Here is a 15402-nt window from a genome sequence, read left to right on the forward strand (position 1 = left end):
CCCAGATGAATGCCTCCACTCAGCCTCCCGAAAGGGCGGGCAGATCAAGATCAAGAGCTGCAGGCGAGCTAACGCTCGGCCTGTTGAGTGGTGAGAAGCGAACGGCACACGCCGATCCCCTGTGGGAGCGAGCCTGCTCGCGATGGCGGCCTGACAGCCGACCAGTTTCTTGCAGATGTGCCCAGTTCCCCTGTGGGAGCGGGCTTGCCCGCGAAGGCTTCCTCATGGGCAACCAACTCTTTTGACAACTACGAAGGCCGAATTTCAGGCCATAAAAAAGGCGCGAACCTCACGGAACGCGCCTCTTTTGTCGCAGCGATGTATCAGCTGCCCAGTGCCTTCGACGCCAGCCAGAACAGGCCAGCCGACAGGCCCACCGTCGCGGGCAGGGTCAGGACCCAGGCCAGCAGGATGGTTCTCACGGTGCCGCCTTGCAGGCCGCTTTTGTTGGCGACCATGGTGCCGGCAACGCCTGAGGACAGGACGTGGGTGGTGGAGACCGGCAGGCTGAAGATGTTGGCCATGCCGATCAGGCTCGCGGTGGTGATCTGTGCCGACATCCCTTGGGAGTAAGTCATGCCCTGCTTGCCGATCTTCTCGCCGATGGTCAGCACCACGCGTTTCCAGCCGACCATGGTCCCCAGGCCCAGGGCCAGGGCGACCGCCAGAATCACCCAGAACGGGGCGTATTCGGTGGTGGTGGTCAGGTCTTTGCGCAGTTTGTCCAGGTCAGCCTTTTCACGGGCAGCGAGGCCAGGCAGCTTGCCGACTTTCTTCGCCGTGTCATCCAGGCAGAGCAGGTAGCGACGCACTTCGATGCGGCTTTCCGGCGACAGGGAGTGGTAATCCGCCACACCTTTAAGGGTGTCGAGCAGGGCGGTGATGGTCGGTTCGGTCTGTTGCGGGTTGCAACGGAATTTCTCCGGCAGATCGCCTTCCACGCTTTTGCCCAGGGCCAGGTATTCGCCCAGGGTGTCGGCGTTGCGCTTGTAGAACTGGCTCAAGTGCAGGGTCGCATCGCGGGTCCGTTCGATCTGGTAGGTCGTGCTGCCCAGGTCGAGTACGAACTGCGCCGGCACGATACCGATCAGTACCAGCATGATCAGGCCGATACCTTTCTGGCCGTCGTTGGAACCGTGCACGAAGCTCACGGCCATGGCCGAAATGACCAGCACCAGGCGGTTCCAGAACGGCGGGTGTTTCTTGTCGTCGATCTTGCGGCGCTGTTCCGGTGTCTTGTGCATCTTCGACAGGGGACGCCACCATTTAAGGCCGATAAGTATCAGAGCTGCGACCAGGAAGCCCGCCATTGGCGAGAACACCAGGGACGCACCGATGTCGATCGCTTTCTGCCAGTTCACGCCATCGGCCAACGGAATGTCGTTGATCAACGCGTTGGCCAGGCCGACACCGAGGATCGAACCGATCAGCGTGTGGGAACTGGAGGCCGGAATACCGAAGTACCAGGTGCCCAGGTTCCAGGTGATGGCGGCGGCGAGCAGCGAGAACACCATGGCCAGCCCGTGACCGGTGTTCACATTGATCAGCAGCTCTACCGGCAGCAGGTGGACGATGGCATACGCCACGCCGACACCGCCCAGCAGCACGCCGAGAAAGTTGAACACACCGGAAAAGAACACCGCCAGATGAGGCGGCATGGCTTTGGTGTAGATAACGGTGGCCACCGCGTTAGCAGTGTCATGAAAGCCGTTGATGAACTCGAAGGCGAGGACAAAGGCCAGGGCGAGCAAGAGGCTCACAAGCACCCAAGCATCCAGTCCGCTGAATAAATCGATCATGAAGGTTTTCTGACCCGGTCATAAGGGGGCGCGATTATGCCAGAAAAGACTGCTAATCGATGCACTAGGTGCTCATCGGTAACATTCTTCAACGAATTAGTTTGTGACGATAGCCTGTCCCCGAGGTTTTTACCGGGTTTTGCAAGTCATTGAATTCAGATGAAAAGGCCGCAGCCGCAAGGGTTTCTCTCGTGAGGCCGAGAGGCTTGAACACTTGTGTGAAATATCTGAGAAGAGGGTCAGGCAAGTGCCATTTGCCTCATCGGTAGGGTGAGGTGGCCGCTGCCCGCTTGTAGCGGGCGCGAAAGGCATCATCAGAACACCCCGCTTTTAACGGGTGCCGATGCAGACCCTTGAAAGGATTCAGGCCGAGGTGATTATGGCTCTTCGGCTTTGAGTTCCTTTTCCATCTTCTGCAATTCCTGGGTGAATGCCTGATCCTGAACGGTGGCGCGTTTACGCCAGGGTTTGCGTTCGGGTTCGGGCTGAGCGGCGTAGGTGGTGACTTCCCCGCCGTAAACTTCCTTGTAACGTTGTTCCTGGCGCTCAAGTTCCGCGCGCAGTTCGTCTTTCGTCACAGTGCTACCTGTATGAGTTGAGATAAATTCTGGTGAAACGCACTGCAGGAATCTATTGACCACACTCGTCGAAAGGACAATGCCTGAAAAAGCATCGTTTTTTACGGCGTGCGAACAATACTTCCATGTTGCAGGCGGCCACGGCACCAGAGAAAAACAGCTGACGTAGCATCAGTTACCTGTTTCAGCGAGCGTGTTGGCGGAGCATATGAAATGAGCGTCAAGCGCTTGCTGCGCGCAGCGACGATAGAATACCGGGCTGCGGAGTAGCGTAATCGGCACGTAAAAACCGCTTCGCCACTGAGGTGCATTATAGCGGTCGATCCGAATAACACTATCTCTTGAGAGTTAAAAGTAGTTCTACCTGTGTGATTGTTTTGTTACTCGCAACTTTCAGCGGTAACTACGGTGTGGATGATGTCACCTTGCGACGATGTCTTTCTGACGCCATAAAGTCGAACAAGTTACCCCGATTACATCGCCCTTTAAATCAGCGACCCAACAAGAATAAAAGCATGTAGTGGGCGCCGCGAAAATCAGGACGCGCAGGTTGGTATTTCCGGTGACGCCGATTGCGATTATCGGTCGATGGTTCGATAATCGCCCAATCTTGCGGCCTGTGGCTTGTGTGCAAGACCCGAAGCCGAATGTAATAGCCGCTGATCCGTGTAGGAAAAGGACCTGATATGAACGATCAAATGCGCAATTCCTTCGCTTCAGTGGCGCCGCCGATCGTGGCCTCGCCCGCCAAGCGAATCCAGGCCCTGACCGGCGACCCGGATTTCATGACGTCACTGGCACGGGGATTGGCGGTGGTTCAAGCGTTCCAGGAGCGCAAACGGCACCTGACCATTGCCCAGATCAGCCACCGCACGGAAATCCCCCGCGCCGCTGTACGACGTTGCCTGCACACTCTGATCAAACTCGGCTACGCCACTACCGATGGTCGCACCTATTCGCTGCTGCCCAAAGTGCTGACGCTCGGCCATGCCTACTTGTCCTCGACGCCTTTGGCGGTGTCCGCCCAGCCGTATCTGGACCGCATGAGCGAGCAACTTCACGAGGCCTGCAACATGGCCACGCTGGAGGGCGACGACATTTTGTACATCGCTCGCTCGGCAACCACCCAGCGCCTGATTTCCGTCGACCTGTCGGTGGGCGGGCGGTTGCCGGCCTATTGCACGTCGATGGGCCGGATTCTTCTCGCGGCACTGGACGACACGTCGCTTCGTGAATACCTCGACCATGCAGAGTTCCAGGCCAAGACCAGCCGAACCTTGCACACCCCCGAGGCGTTGCTCGAATGCCTGCAGGAAGTGCGGCAACAAGGCTGGTGCATCGTCGATCAGGAACTGGAGCAGGGCCTGCGTTCGATTGCCGTTCCGGTGTACGACGCTTCGGGCCAGGTGGTGGCCGCGCTCAACGTCAGTACCCACGCCGGACGGGTCAGCCGCAACGAGCTGGAGCAGCGTTTCCTGCCTGGTTTGTTGAGCGCCAGTCGTGACCTCAGCGCCCAGTTGTTTGCCTAAGCTGTTCGATAAACGCACAGAGTCGCGTTTATCGAATTGACGCTGTTTCCCCTGGATCATTACTGTCGCGGCAACGCCAGCCCCAGGCTGGCACCTGTCCGACTGCGTTCTTGCGTGGAATAAAAATAATGAACCAGCCTCAGTCTGCTGTAGGGAACTGCCTCGATGTGCAGTCCTTCATCAATGCTCAACCCATTTCGCGCTACCAATGGCGAGTGGTGATCCTGTGTTTCCTGATTGTTTTCCTCGATGGCCTCGATACCGCGGCCATGGGCTTCATCGCGCCGGCCCTGTCTCAGGACTGGGGCATCGATCGGGCGAGTCTCGGCCCGGTAATGAGTGCCGCGTTGATCGGCATGGTCTTCGGCGCACTGGGCTCCGGTCCCTTGGCTGACCGCTTTGGGCGAAAAGTCGTACTGGTCGGCGCGGTATTGTTATTCGGCGCTTTCAGCCTGGCCTCGGCGTACAGCACCAACGTCGATCAACTGCTGGTGCTGCGCTTCCTCACCGGTCTGGGCCTTGGCGCCGGCATGCCGAACGCCACCACCCTGTTGTCGGAGTACACCCCGGAGCGCAAAAAATCCCTGCTGGTGACCAGCATGTTCTGCGGCTTCAACCTCGGCATGGCCGGTGGCGGGTTTATCTCGGCCAAGCTGATTCCGGCCTTCGGCTGGCACAGTTTGCTGCTGATCGGTGGGATTCTGCCGTTGATCCTCACCGTCGTGTTGCTGTTCTGGCTGCCGGAGTCGGCGCGTTACCTGGTCGTGCGTAACCGCGGCACCGACAAAGTGCGCAAGGCCCTCGCACCGATCGATCCGACCGTCGTCGCCCAGGCGTCGAGCTTCAGCGTGCCGGAACAGAAAACCGTGAAGGCGCGCAACGTGTTCGCGGTGATCTTCTCTGGCACCTATAGCACCGGCACCTTGCTGCTGTGGCTGACCTACTTCATGGGGCTGGTGATTGTTTACCTGCTGACCAGTTGGCTGCCGACGCTGATGCGTGACAGTGGCGCGAGCATGGAACAAGCGGCGTTCATTGGGGCGCTATTCCAGTTTGGCGGGGTGCTGAGCGCAGTAGGCGTGGGCTGGGCGATGGACCGGTTCAATCCGCACAAGGTCATCGGCATTTTCTACCTGCTGGCCGGGGTGTTTGCCTACGCGGTAGGACAGAGTCTGGGCAACATCACGATTTTGGCGACGTTGGTCCTAGTGGCCGGGATGTGTGTCAACGGTGCGCAATCGGCGATGCCGTCGCTGGCGGCGCGGTTTTATCCGACTCAGGGGCGGGCGACCGGGGTGTCGTGGATGCTCGGGATTGGCCGGTTCGGCGCGATTCTCGGGGCGTGGATGGGCGCGACGCTGCTTGGATTGGGCTGGAATTTTGAGCAAGTGCTGACGGCGCTTGTGATTCCGGCGGCCGTGGCGGCCACGGCGGTGGTGATCAAGGGCATGGTCAGTCATGCGGATGCGACCTGACAGTCTGATCCGGATTCTTTGGCGCGTTTGATGGCCTCTTCGCGGGCAAGCCTCGCTCCTACAGGAATGATGATGTCCGTGATTTCGCGAACACCACCAAACCGTAGGAGCGAGGCTTGCCCGCGAAGCCTTTAAGGATCGGTAGCGAGACAACAATCTGTTCGATAAACGAACACTCAGTCGATTATCGGATTGTTTGGCGTTTTGCACAGGCTTAACCTTCAGGCATTCCGGCGCTTAACCTCGCGCCTTTTTCATCCACTGTCGGTTCAAAACAAAACGGGAGCCTGCCCCATGGCTGAAATCCTTTCGCTGCACGACGCGGTGAAGCAATTCGTCAACGACGGCGATACCGTCGCGCTCGAAGGCTTCACTCACCTGATCCCTACGGCGGCAGGTCACGAAATCATTCGCCAGGGCAAGAAAGATCTGACGCTGGTCCGGATGACGCCTGACCTGATCTACGACCAGTTGATCGGCGCCGGTTGTGCTCGCAAGCTGATTTTCTCCTGGGGCGGCAACCCGGGTGTCGGTTCGCTGCACCGTCTGCGTGACGCGGTCGAGAAGCAGTGGCCGCACGCGCTGGAAATCGAAGAGCACAGCCACGCCGACCTGGCCAATGCCTACGTCGCTGGCGCCTCCGGCCTACCGTTCGCGGTGCTGCGTGCCTACGCCGGTTCCGACTTGCCGAAGGTCAACCCGCTGATCAAAACCGTCACCTGCCCGTTCACCGGCGAAGTATTGGCGGCCGTGCCTTCGGTCCGCCCGGACATCACCGTGATTCACGCACAGAAAGCCGACCGCAAAGGCAACGTGCTGCTCTGGGGCATTCTCGGTGTACAAAAAGAAGCAGCGCTGGCTGCCAAGCGCTGCATCGTTACCGTTGAAGAAATCGTCGACGACCTCAATGCACCGATGAACGCCTGCGTGCTGCCGACCTGGGCCCTGAGCGCGGTCTGCCACGTCCCTGGTGGCGCGCATCCGTCCTACGCCCACGGTTACAACGAGCGCGACAACCGCTTCTACCAGGCTTGGGACCCGATTGCCCGCGACCGTGAAACCTTCACTGCGTGGATCAACGAATACATCCACGGCTGCGCTGACTTCAGCGAGTTTCAGGCCAAGCTGGCCGCTGCTTCGGAGGCCAAGTAATGACTTACACAACCAATGAAATGATGACCGTCGCCGCCGCCCGCCGCTTGAAGAACGGTTCGGTGTGCTTCGTCGGCATCGGTCTGCCGTCGAAAGCCGCCAACCTGGCGCGGCTGACGTCCTCACCGGATGTCGTCCTGATCTACGAGTCGGGTCCGATCGGTGCCAAGCCAAGCGTGTTGCCGCTGTCGATCGGTGACGGCGAACTGGCGGAAACCGCCGACACCGTCATCCCCACCGGTGAGATTTTTCGCTACTGGCTGCAGGGCGGGCGTATCGATGTCGGTTTCCTCGGCGCCGCGCAGGTCGACCGCTTCGGCAACATCAACACCACGGTGGTGGGCGATTACCACGCGCCGAAAGTCCGCCTGCCAGGTGCTGGCGGCGCGCCGGAGATTGCCGGTTCGGCCAAAAGCGTTTTGATCATCCTTAAACAGTCCGCGCGTTCCTTTGTCGACAAACTCGATTTCATTACCTCGGTCGGACATGGCGAGGGAGGTGATTCTCGCAAGCGTCTCGGCCTGCCGGGCGCAGGGCCAGTCGGCATCATTACCGACCTGTGCATCATGGAGCCGGAAGCGGACACCCATGAATTCGTGGTCACCGCGCTGCACCCGGGCGTGACTCGCGAGCAAGTGATTGCCGCCACTGGTTGGGCAATTCGCTTTGCAGAAAATGTCGAAAATACGGCTGAGCCATCGGATGTTGAGCTGAAGGCGCTCAGAGACCTGGAAGCCCGCACCGCCGCCGCCCACGGCCAAGCCCCTGGAGAAGCGTGATGCGTGACGTTTATATCTGCGACGCGATTCGCACCCCCATCGGCCGTTTCGGCGGTGGCCTGTCCGCGGTGCGTGCTGATGACCTCGCTACCGTGCCGATCAAGGCGCTGATGGCGCGCAACCCGTCGGTGGACTGGACGGCTGTGGACGAGGTGTTCCTCGGCTGCGCCAACCAGGCCGGCGAAGACAACCGCAACGTCGCCCGCATGGCGCTGCTGCTGGCGGGCCTGCCGGAAAGCATTCCCGGCGTTACCCTCAATCGCCTCTGCGCGTCGGGCATGGACGCCATCGGCACCGCGTTCCGCGCCATCGCCAGTGGCGAAATGGAGCTGGCGATTGCCGGCGGCGTCGAGTCGATGTCCCGCGCGCCGTTCGTGATGGGCAAGGCCGATGCGGCGTTCTCGCGCAACATGAAACTGGAAGACACCACCATTGGCTGGCGCTTCATCAACCCGTTGATGAAAGCGCTATACGGCGTCGATGCAATGCCGCAGACCGCCGACAACGTGGCTGAAGATTACGAAATTTCCCGCGAGGATCAGGACGCTTTCGCACTGCGCAGTCAGCAGCGGACAGCCGCCGCGCAAGCTGCAGGATTTTTCGCTGAAGAAATCGTCGAAGTGCGGATTGCCCACAAGAAAGGCGAAACCGTCGTCAGCCAGGATGAGCATCCACGTGCCGACACCACGCTGGAAACCCTGGCCAAGCTGAAGCCGGTCAACGGTCCAGACAAAACCGTGACCGCCGGCAATGCTTCCGGTGTGAACGACGGCGCGGCGGCGATGATCCTGGCCTCCGCTGAAGCTGTAAAGAAACATGGCCTGACCGCCCGCGCCAAAGTGCTGGGCATGGCGAGCGCCGGCGTCGCACCTCGGGTGATGGGCATCGGCCCGGTGCCGGCAGTGCGCAAATTGACCGAGCGCCTCGGGCTTGCTGTCAGCGATTTCGACGTGATCGAACTCAACGAAGCCTTCGCCAGCCAAGGGTTGGCGGTACTGCGCGAGCTGGGCTTGGCGGACGACGCGGCTCAGGTCAACCCGAACGGTGGCGCCATCGCCTTGGGCCATCCGTTGGGCATGAGCGGTGCGCGTCTGGTCCTTACAGCGTTGCATCAGCTTGAAAAAACGGGTGGCAAGAAGGGGCTGGCGACCATGTGCGTCGGCGTCGGCCAGGGTCTGGCCTTGGCCATCGAGCGCGTCTGACGCCCGGCAGACTAATAAGAACAGAGGAAAGCGAAATGACTGACAAGCCTGGTTACCGTCGCCCGCAGGAAGGCACCCAGCCGGACTACCTGCACCCGACGTATCAATCCACCAACCGTCGCGCGCCGTCCAAGCCGTTGGTGTTTTTGCCGCATTCGTTGTCGGAAATTACCGGCCCGACCATCGGTGCCGAGCGTATCAACGAAAAGGACAACGACCTGACGGTGCAGCATGCGGGCGAACCGTTGGGCGAGCGCATCATCATCCACGGCCGCGTGCTGGATGAGGACGGCTTGCCGGTGCCGGGGATTCTGGTGGAGATCTGGCAGGCCAACGCCGCCGGTCGCTATAACCATGCCCGCGACCTGCACGACGCGCCGCTGGACCCGAACTTCACCGGCACCGGCCGCACCGTGACCGACGCCGATGGTTGGTACCAGTTTCAGACCATCAAACCCGGCGCCTATCCGTGGGGCAACCACCACAACGCGTGGCGCCCGGCGCACATCCATTTCTCGCTGTTCGGGCCGAGCATTCTGACGCGGTTGGTCACGCAGATGTATTTCCCGGGCGACCCGCTGCTGGCCTACGACCCGATCTACAACTGCGTACCGGATACCCGCGCCAAAGAGCGTTTGATCGCCACGTTTGATCTGGAAAAAACCATCCCTTCCTATGCCCTCGGTTATCGCTGGGACATCGTCTTGCGCGGCCGTGAAGCCACGCCGATGGAGAAATAAGATGACGCTGAACGCGACCACGTCCCACACCGTCGGGCCGTATTACCACATCGGCCTGACCTGGCTGAACCGCGAAGACTTGACCGTCGAACACACCCTCGGCGAGCGCGTGGCGATCACCGGGCAAGTCGTCGATGGCAATGGCGACTTCGTCAACGATGCGATGCTGGAAGTCTGGCAGGCCAACGCGGCCGGCAAATACGACCACCCCGAAGACGACCAGGCCAAGCCCCTGGACCCGAACTTCGAAGGCTTCGGCAGGGTGCCGGTGGATGCTGAAGGGCGTTTCCGCTTCACCACGATCAAACCCGGAACGGTGCAAGGCCTGAAGGGCTCGACCCAGGCGCCGCACCTGGTGGTGCTGGTGTTCGCTCGCGGGTTGGTGAAGCACTTGCTGACGCGGATTTATTTTGAGGGCGAACAGGCCAATGTGGCGGATCCGCTGCTGGAGTGTGTGCCGGCTGAACGCCGCAACACCTTGTTGGCGAAGAAGGATGCGTCCGGTGTGTACCAGTGGAATGTCGTCCTGCAGGGCACCGATGCCGAGACGGTGTTCTTCGACTATTAAATGAACACAGCTCCCACAGGGACATGTGTCGCTGATCTATCTGTGGAATGGGACTGTTGCAGAGTGTGTCTAGACTGCCATGGTCCCCAAAGAGTGAAGAACAATGACAACCCCCACCGCTATTCCAGCGCATTACACCGGCGAAGAGCGCAGCAAAAGGATCTTCGCGATTGTCGGCGCCTCGTCCGGTAACTTCGTGGTTTATATGTGCATGCAGCCGCTGTTCGGCATGCTCGCGGACAAGATCGGCCGACGTAACTCGATGCTGTGGTTCGGTGTATTGGGGACGCATCACGACCTTTGATCCATACGCGTGGGCCTCACCGGCCCATGCCTTCAGGGACTGTTTATGAACCAGCGACCGGGCAATCAATTGTTCGATGCCTATTTCACGGCCCGCGACATGCGGGAAGTGTTCTGCGATCAGGGCCGGGTGCAGGCCATGCTCGATTTCGAAGCGGCATTGGCCCGGGCCGAGGCGCGGGTGGGCTTGATTCCGCCATCGGCTGTCGCGTCGATCGAAGCGGCTTGTCAGGCGGGGCATTACGACTTTGCCGCACTCGGCGAGGCGATTGCCTCGGCGGGTAATTCGGCGATTCCGTTGGTCAAGGCGCTGGGCAAACAGATCGCCACTCACGATGCCGAAGCCGAACGCTACGTGCATCTGGGCGCCACCAGTCAGGACGTGATGGACACGGGTTTGGTGTTGCAACTGCGCCGCGCGCTGGAACTGATCGAAAGCGATTTGGCGCAACTGGGCGAAACGCTCTCCATCCAGGCTCAGCGTTACGTCGCCACACCGCTGGCTGGACGCACGTGGTTGCAGCACGCAACGCCGGTCACCCTCGGCATGAAAATCGCCGGTTGGCTGGGCGCCATCACCCGCAGCCGACAACGTCTGCAAGAACTCAAGCCGCGCCTGCTGGTGCTGCAATTCGGCGGCGCCTCGGGAACCCTGGCAGCCCTCGGCGACCAGGCGATGCCGATTGCCCAAGCCTTGGCCGGTGAGCTGCAATTGACGTTGCCGGATCAACCCTGGCACACCCAGCGTGATCGCTTGGTGGAATTTGGCGCGGTACTCGGTTTGATCGCCGGCAGCCTCGGCAAAACCGGTCGCGACATCAGCCTGTTGATGCAGACCGAAGCCGGCGAAGTGTTCGAGCCGTCGGCTCCGGGCAAGGGCGGTTCTTCGACCATGCCGCACAAACGCAACCCGGTGGGCGCCGCGGTGCTGATCGGTGCGGCGACTCGGGTTCCCGGTTTGCTCTCGACCCTGTTCAGCGCCATGCCGCAGGAACACGAGCGTAGCCTGGGCTTGTGGCATGCCGAATGGGAAACCCTGCCAGAGATTTGCTGCCTGGTGTCCGGCAGCCTCAAGCAAGCGTTGCTGGTGGCGGACGCACTGGAAGTGGACGCCGAGCGCATGGCCCGCAACCTCGACCTGACCCAGGGTTTGGTGCTGGCCGAAGCGGTGAGCATCGTCCTCGCGCAACGGGTTGGCCGCGACACCGCGCACCATCTGCTGGAGCAATGCTGCAAACGTGCTGTGGCCGAGCAACGGCATCTGCGAGCGGTACTCGGCGAAGAGCCGCAAGTAACCGCCGAGCTTTCTGCCCCTGAACTCGATCGTCTGCTGGACCCCGCCCATTACCTCGGCCAGGCCCGTACCTGGGTCGAGCGGGCGGTGGCTGAACATTCTGCGTTGACTGCCTGAAGGAGATTGCTGTGGCTTTCGTACAACTCGCCGAGGGCGAACTGAACTATCAAATTGAAGGGCCGCAAATAGACGGGCGGGACGACGCGCCGGTGCTGGTGCTCTCCAATTCGCTGGGCACTGATCTGCACATGTGGGACGCGCAAATCGCAGCGTTCTCCGAGCATTTCCGGGTGCTGCGTTTTGACACCCGTGGTCACGGCAAATCGCTGGTCACGCCGGGTCCGTACAGCATCGAGCAACTGGGCCACGACGTGCTGGCGCTGATGGATGCGTTGCACATCGAGCGCGCGCATTTTTGCGGGCTGTCCATGGGTGGCCTGATCGGCCAGTGGCTGGGCATCAATGCCGGTGATCGATTGAACAAACTGGTGGTGTGCAACACCGCCGCGAAGATTGGTGATCCGTCGGTGTGGAACCCACGGATCGAAACCGTGCTGCGTGACGGTTCGGCCGCGATGGTCGCCTTGCGCGATGCGTCGATTGCTCGTTGGTTTACCCCTGACTTTGCCGAGGCCAACCCGGCTGCCGCGAAGCGGATTACCGACATGCTCGCGGCCACTTCGCCTGAAGGTTATGCCGCCAACTGCGCCGCCGTGCGTGATGCCGACTTCCGTGATCAGCTATCCGCGATCAAGGTGCCGCTGCTGGTCATCGCCGGCACCGAAGACGCGGTCACGCCGCCGTCCGGTGGGCACTTTATTCAGGAACATGTGCAGGGCGCCGAGTACGCGGAGTTCTACGCTGCGCATTTGTCCAGCGTTCAGGCTGGCAGCGCGTTCAGCGAGCGGGTGCTTGCGTTTCTACTGGGTCATTGAGGAGATTTTCGTGGACGAAAAACAACGATACGACGAAGGCCTGGAAGTCCGTCGCGCGGTGCTCGGTGACGCCCATGTCGACCGCAGCCTGAATGCCCTGACCGAGTTCAACTCGGAGTTCCAGGAAATGATCACCCGCCACGCGTGGGGCGACATCTGGACCCGTCCGGGCCTGCCACGCCATACCCGCAGTCTGATCACCATCGCCATGCTGATCGGCATGAACCGCAACGAGGAACTCAAACTGCACCTGCGCGCCGCCGCCAACAATGGCGTGACCCGCGGCGAGATCAAGGAAGTGATCATGCAGAGCGCGATCTACTGCGGTATCCCGGCGGCGAATGCGACGTTTCATTTGGCGGAGTCGGTTTGGGATGAATTGGGGGTTGAATCGCGGGAGTGATCCTGGCGATTTGCGGTGTCTGAGCTGACGCCATCGCGAGCAGGGTCGCTCCCACAGGGGATGTCCGGTGAATACATGATTTGTATTCGCACAGGACCATTGTGGGAGCGAGCCTGCTCGCGATAGCGGTAGGTCAGCTTGCATCGATGGTGAATGACACACCGCCATCGCGGGCAAGCCCCGCGACCACAGGGTCAAGCGGTGGCGACAATGAAGATCCGCTTGAACGGAAACAGCGTGCGTCCATCGCATTCTCGCGGGTAATGCGCATGCACCCGCATCATGAAGTGATAAATGAACCGCGCCTGTTCCTCATCCTTTAAGCCTTGCATCACCGCCCGCAAGGCCGAGACCTTGATCCAGTCATAAATCGGCGACTTGCCGTCCACGACCTGCAACTGCTCGGTCTCCCAGATATCCAGCGTCCGTGTGATCGGTGAAAGCAACCGGTGGTAATTTTCCAGCGACAATAACGGCCGCGCCGCCATCGTCTCGCGCAGTTGTGGGGAGCCGAGCGGTTTGCCGTCGGAGCCGCCAACGTTGAGTGTATCGAGCATCAGTCCATACCAGACCGAATCCCGCCAGTCAGGCATGTGCGCCGCCAGGCAACCGCCCGGATTGAGATAACCTAGCAAACGCGGCAGCAACTGTTCGTGACCGTCGATGAAGTGCAGCACGGCGGCAGCAAAGAGCAGGTCGGCGGGTCGCTCCGGTTGCCAGTTCTGTAGATCGCACTGCTTCCACTGCGCGTTGATCGGCAAGCATCGGGCTTCCTGAAGCATCTGTTCCGAACTGTCGATGCCCATCAGGTGTGCGCGGGGCCAGCGTTTGGCCAAAACTTGCGTCGCGATGCCGGTGCCACACCCCAGGTCGTAGATGCGCTTGGGGTTTTTAATGTCGACACGGTCGATTAGCTCGTTCACCGGTCGTTGTCGAAGACGTGAGAATTGCTGGTAGGCCTTGGCGTCCCAGTCGCGTTTGACGGGAGCCGATTTGAGTGGAGTGATCATGAGGTGGTCCTCTGGTGATCAAGTGGTTGTCTTCCGATGACAGCCTGGCTCAAGTCTTGCGGACCAACATCAACAGATAACGGAAGTGGGAAGGGGTGGGATTTCGCCTGAGTCCTGTCAGGTTTTTTCACTGTAATTGAAGGTCGGCAAAGCGCCAGCCAATCGGACAGGTGGCGCAAATCCAGTGTGGGAGGGAGCCTGATCGCCGTACCGTCGCTCCCACATTTGATCGGGTGTTTACAGCAGGCTGATCGGATAGCTGACGATCAACCGATTCTCATCGAACTCGTTATTGCTGAAGTCCCGGCGGATGGTCGAGTTGCGCCATTTGACGTTGAGGTCCTTGAGCGCGCCGCTTTGCACGGTGTAGCCCAGTTCACTTTCGCGGCCCCATTCCTTGCCGTTGGTGATGGCGCCGGTGTGCACGTTGTCGCCGCTGATGTAGCGGTTCATCAGGGTCAGGCCGGGGATGCCGAGGGCGACGAAGTTGTAGTCGTGGCGCAGCTGCCAGGATTTTTCCCGGGCGTTGTCATAACTGGCGTTGTAGCTGTCGTTGGCCAGGGTGCCACCGCTGGTGCCGTTGACCCGCATCCAGGCGTTGTCGCCGGTGAGTTTTTGCAGGCCGACGTAAAAGGTGTGGCCGCCGTATTTGGCCGAGAACAGACCTGACCAGGTCTTGTTGTCCAGGTCGCCGGCTCGGGCGCTGCCGTCCTCCTTGCCGTAGAAGAAACCCAGGTTGGCGCCGAGGGTCCAGTCGCCAATGGGCTGACTGTGAATCAGATTCACGTACTGCTGGCTGTAGATGTCCTTGAGTTCGGCGTTCCACAGGCCGATCTGGGTACGCTTGTCGTTGAAGGCGTATTCGCCGCCCTGGAAGTTGAAGCGGTCGGAGGTAAAGGTCGGTTTTCCGGTCATCGACAGGTCGCTCATGCTGCTGTCGTCGCGCGGGCTATTGGCGCGGAACTGGCCGCCATAGAGCGTCAGGCCGGCGATTTCTTTCGAGGTGATCTGGCCACCACGAAAGGTTTGCGGCAGGGAGCGACCGTCGTCCGAGCGCAGGATCGGCAGCACCGGCATCCATTCGCCTACCTTGACTTCGGTTTGCGACAACCTGGCCTTGAACGCTACGTTGGTGCGACCGAAGTTGTCCGCCGGGCGGCCGTCGTGATCCAGCGGCAGCAACTGCGTCCCGCCCGTGCCTTTACCGCCATCGAGCTTCACCGAGTACAACCCCAGCACGTCCAAGCCGAACCCGACGGTGCCCCGGGTGAAGCCAGACTTGGCGTCGAGAATGAAACTTTGTGTCCACTCTTCCGCCTTGCCCTGGGCCTTGGTCGGGTTGGTGAAGTTGCGGTTGATGTAGAAATTGCGCAGGTTCAGGTTGACCTTGGCGCCCTCGACAAAACCCGACTCCTCGGCCATGGCGGGCAGTGCCGCGCTGGCCAGGGCGATGGCGATCAGGCTTGGGACGTAATACTGCGCGTTGGTAGGCGTCATGGGTTCGGGTCTCTCTAATTGTTAGGGATGAAACGGGGCGCTGCCGCAACGTCGGGGTTGCAGACAAGGGATTAGATTTCGTGAAAAACGGGGCGGGATCAGCCGGACAGGGCAGGGCGCGGGGGCATGGTGTCGAAC

The 15402-nt window shown here is 60.6% G+C and carries 14 protein-coding genes and 1 pseudogene; 11 read left to right on the plus strand and 4 right to left on the minus strand.

Going from position 1 to position 15402, the window contains the following annotated elements:
* Nucleotides 1–323: 323 nt before the first annotated feature.
* A complete protein-coding gene (locus ACA051_RS06985; RefSeq protein ID WP_497374091.1) occupies nt 324–1799 on the minus strand; it encodes an inorganic phosphate transporter in 1476 nt (491 codons plus the stop codon).
* A gap of 377 nt (nt 1800–2176) precedes the next feature.
* A complete protein-coding gene (locus ACA051_RS06990) occupies nt 2177–2377 on the minus strand; it encodes a hypothetical protein (RefSeq protein WP_007935837.1) in 201 nt (66 codons plus the stop codon).
* Between the two features lie 686 nt (nt 2378–3063).
* Between ACA051_RS06990 and pcaR the strand changes: the two genes are divergently transcribed.
* The 11 genes and pseudogenes from pcaR (at nt 3064) to pcaC (ending at nt 12757) form a co-directional block, all read left to right on the plus strand.
* A complete protein-coding gene (gene pcaR / locus ACA051_RS06995; protein WP_010462552.1) occupies nt 3064–3906 on the plus strand; it encodes a pca regulon transcriptional regulator PcaR in 843 nt (280 codons plus the stop codon).
* A gap of 128 nt (nt 3907–4034) precedes the next feature.
* Nucleotides 4035–5381 (plus strand): 4-hydroxybenzoate transporter PcaK, encoded by a 1347-nt coding sequence (gene pcaK, locus ACA051_RS07000; protein WP_497308787.1) that lies wholly within the window; start codon nt 4035–4037, stop codon nt 5379–5381.
* Between the two features lie 294 nt (nt 5382–5675).
* Complete coding sequence (locus tag ACA051_RS07005; RefSeq protein ID WP_074874180.1) at nt 5676–6533, plus strand: CoA transferase subunit A; 858 nt, start codon at nt 5676–5678, stop codon at nt 6531–6533.
* A complete protein-coding gene (locus ACA051_RS07010) occupies nt 6533–7312 on the plus strand; it encodes a CoA-transferase subunit beta (RefSeq protein ID WP_497374093.1) in 780 nt (259 codons plus the stop codon). The genes ACA051_RS07005 and ACA051_RS07010 overlap by 1 nt, the downstream gene beginning before the upstream one ends.
* Nucleotides 7309–8514, plus strand: coding sequence for a 3-oxoadipyl-CoA thiolase (pcaF, locus tag ACA051_RS07015; protein ID WP_497374095.1), 1206 nt, complete (start codon nt 7309–7311; stop codon nt 8512–8514). Before ACA051_RS07010 ends, pcaF begins: the two co-directional genes overlap by 4 nt.
* A 35-nt stretch (nt 8515–8549) precedes the next feature.
* Nucleotides 8550–9254: a protocatechuate 3,4-dioxygenase subunit beta gene (gene pcaH, locus ACA051_RS07020; RefSeq protein ID WP_219095259.1), complete on the plus strand. Its 705-nt coding sequence runs from the start codon at nt 8550–8552 to the stop codon at nt 9252–9254.
* Nucleotide 9255: 1 nt separating this feature from the next.
* Nucleotides 9256–9822 (plus strand): protocatechuate 3,4-dioxygenase subunit alpha, encoded by a 567-nt coding sequence (gene pcaG, locus ACA051_RS07025; protein WP_497308795.1) that lies wholly within the window; start codon nt 9256–9258, stop codon nt 9820–9822.
* 196 nt (nt 9823–10018) lie between these two features.
* Nucleotides 10019–10111: pseudogene (locus ACA051_RS07030) on the plus strand (hypothetical protein); the annotation flags it as partial.
* 60 nt (nt 10112–10171) lie between these two features.
* A complete protein-coding gene (locus ACA051_RS07035; RefSeq protein ID WP_497374096.1) occupies nt 10172–11536 on the plus strand; it encodes a 3-carboxy-cis,cis-muconate cycloisomerase in 1365 nt (454 codons plus the stop codon).
* An 11-nt stretch (nt 11537–11547) separates the two neighbouring features.
* A complete protein-coding gene (gene pcaD / locus ACA051_RS07040; RefSeq protein ID WP_497308799.1) occupies nt 11548–12354 on the plus strand; it encodes a 3-oxoadipate enol-lactonase in 807 nt (268 codons plus the stop codon).
* 10 nt (nt 12355–12364) lie between these two features.
* The gene (pcaC, locus tag ACA051_RS07045; RefSeq protein WP_010462533.1) at nt 12365–12757 is read left to right on the plus strand and encodes a 4-carboxymuconolactone decarboxylase; all 393 of its coding nucleotides are present in this window, start codon (nt 12365–12367) and stop codon (nt 12755–12757) included.
* Between the two features lie 194 nt (nt 12758–12951).
* On the opposite strand, the gene ACA051_RS07050 is transcribed toward pcaC, so the two are convergent.
* Both ACA051_RS07050 and ACA051_RS07055 read right to left on the minus strand, forming a co-directional pair.
* Entirely contained in the window at nt 12952–13767 is an 816-nt protein-coding gene (locus ACA051_RS07050; RefSeq protein WP_497374097.1) for a methyltransferase domain-containing protein, read from the minus strand.
* Between the two features lie 237 nt (nt 13768–14004).
* Nucleotides 14005–15264 (minus strand): OprD family porin, encoded by a 1260-nt coding sequence (locus ACA051_RS07055; protein ID WP_497374099.1) that lies wholly within the window; start codon nt 15262–15264, stop codon nt 14005–14007.
* Between the last annotated feature and the right edge of the window lie 138 nt (nt 15265–15402).

This window comes from Pseudomonas sp. LBUM1669 (genome assembly GCF_059695705.1).

Coding starts and splice junctions, on each gene's coding strand:
- pcaG (WP_497308795.1), top strand. CDS start 9,256: ATGACGCTGAACGCGACCACGTCCCACACCGTCGGGCCGTATTACCAC.
- ACA051_RS07035 (WP_497374096.1), top strand. CDS start 10,172: ATGAACCAGCGACCGGGCAATCAATTGTTCGATGCCTATTTCACGGCC.
- ACA051_RS07050 (WP_497374097.1), bottom strand. CDS start 13,767: ATGATCACTCCACTCAAATCGGCTCCCGTCAAACGCGACTGGGACGCC.
- ACA051_RS07010 (WP_497374093.1), top strand. CDS start 6,533: ATGACTTACACAACCAATGAAATGATGACCGTCGCCGCCGCCCGCCGC.
- ACA051_RS06985 (WP_497374091.1), bottom strand. CDS start 1,799: ATGATCGATTTATTCAGCGGACTGGATGCTTGGGTGCTTGTGAGCCTC.
- ACA051_RS07005 (WP_074874180.1), top strand. CDS start 5,676: ATGGCTGAAATCCTTTCGCTGCACGACGCGGTGAAGCAATTCGTCAAC.
- ACA051_RS07055 (WP_497374099.1), bottom strand. CDS start 15,264: ATGACGCCTACCAACGCGCAGTATTACGTCCCAAGCCTGATCGCCATC.
- pcaH (WP_219095259.1), top strand. CDS start 8,550: ATGACTGACAAGCCTGGTTACCGTCGCCCGCAGGAAGGCACCCAGCCG.
- pcaK (WP_497308787.1), top strand. CDS start 4,035: ATGAACCAGCCTCAGTCTGCTGTAGGGAACTGCCTCGATGTGCAGTCC.
- pcaR (WP_010462552.1), top strand. CDS start 3,064: ATGAACGATCAAATGCGCAATTCCTTCGCTTCAGTGGCGCCGCCGATC.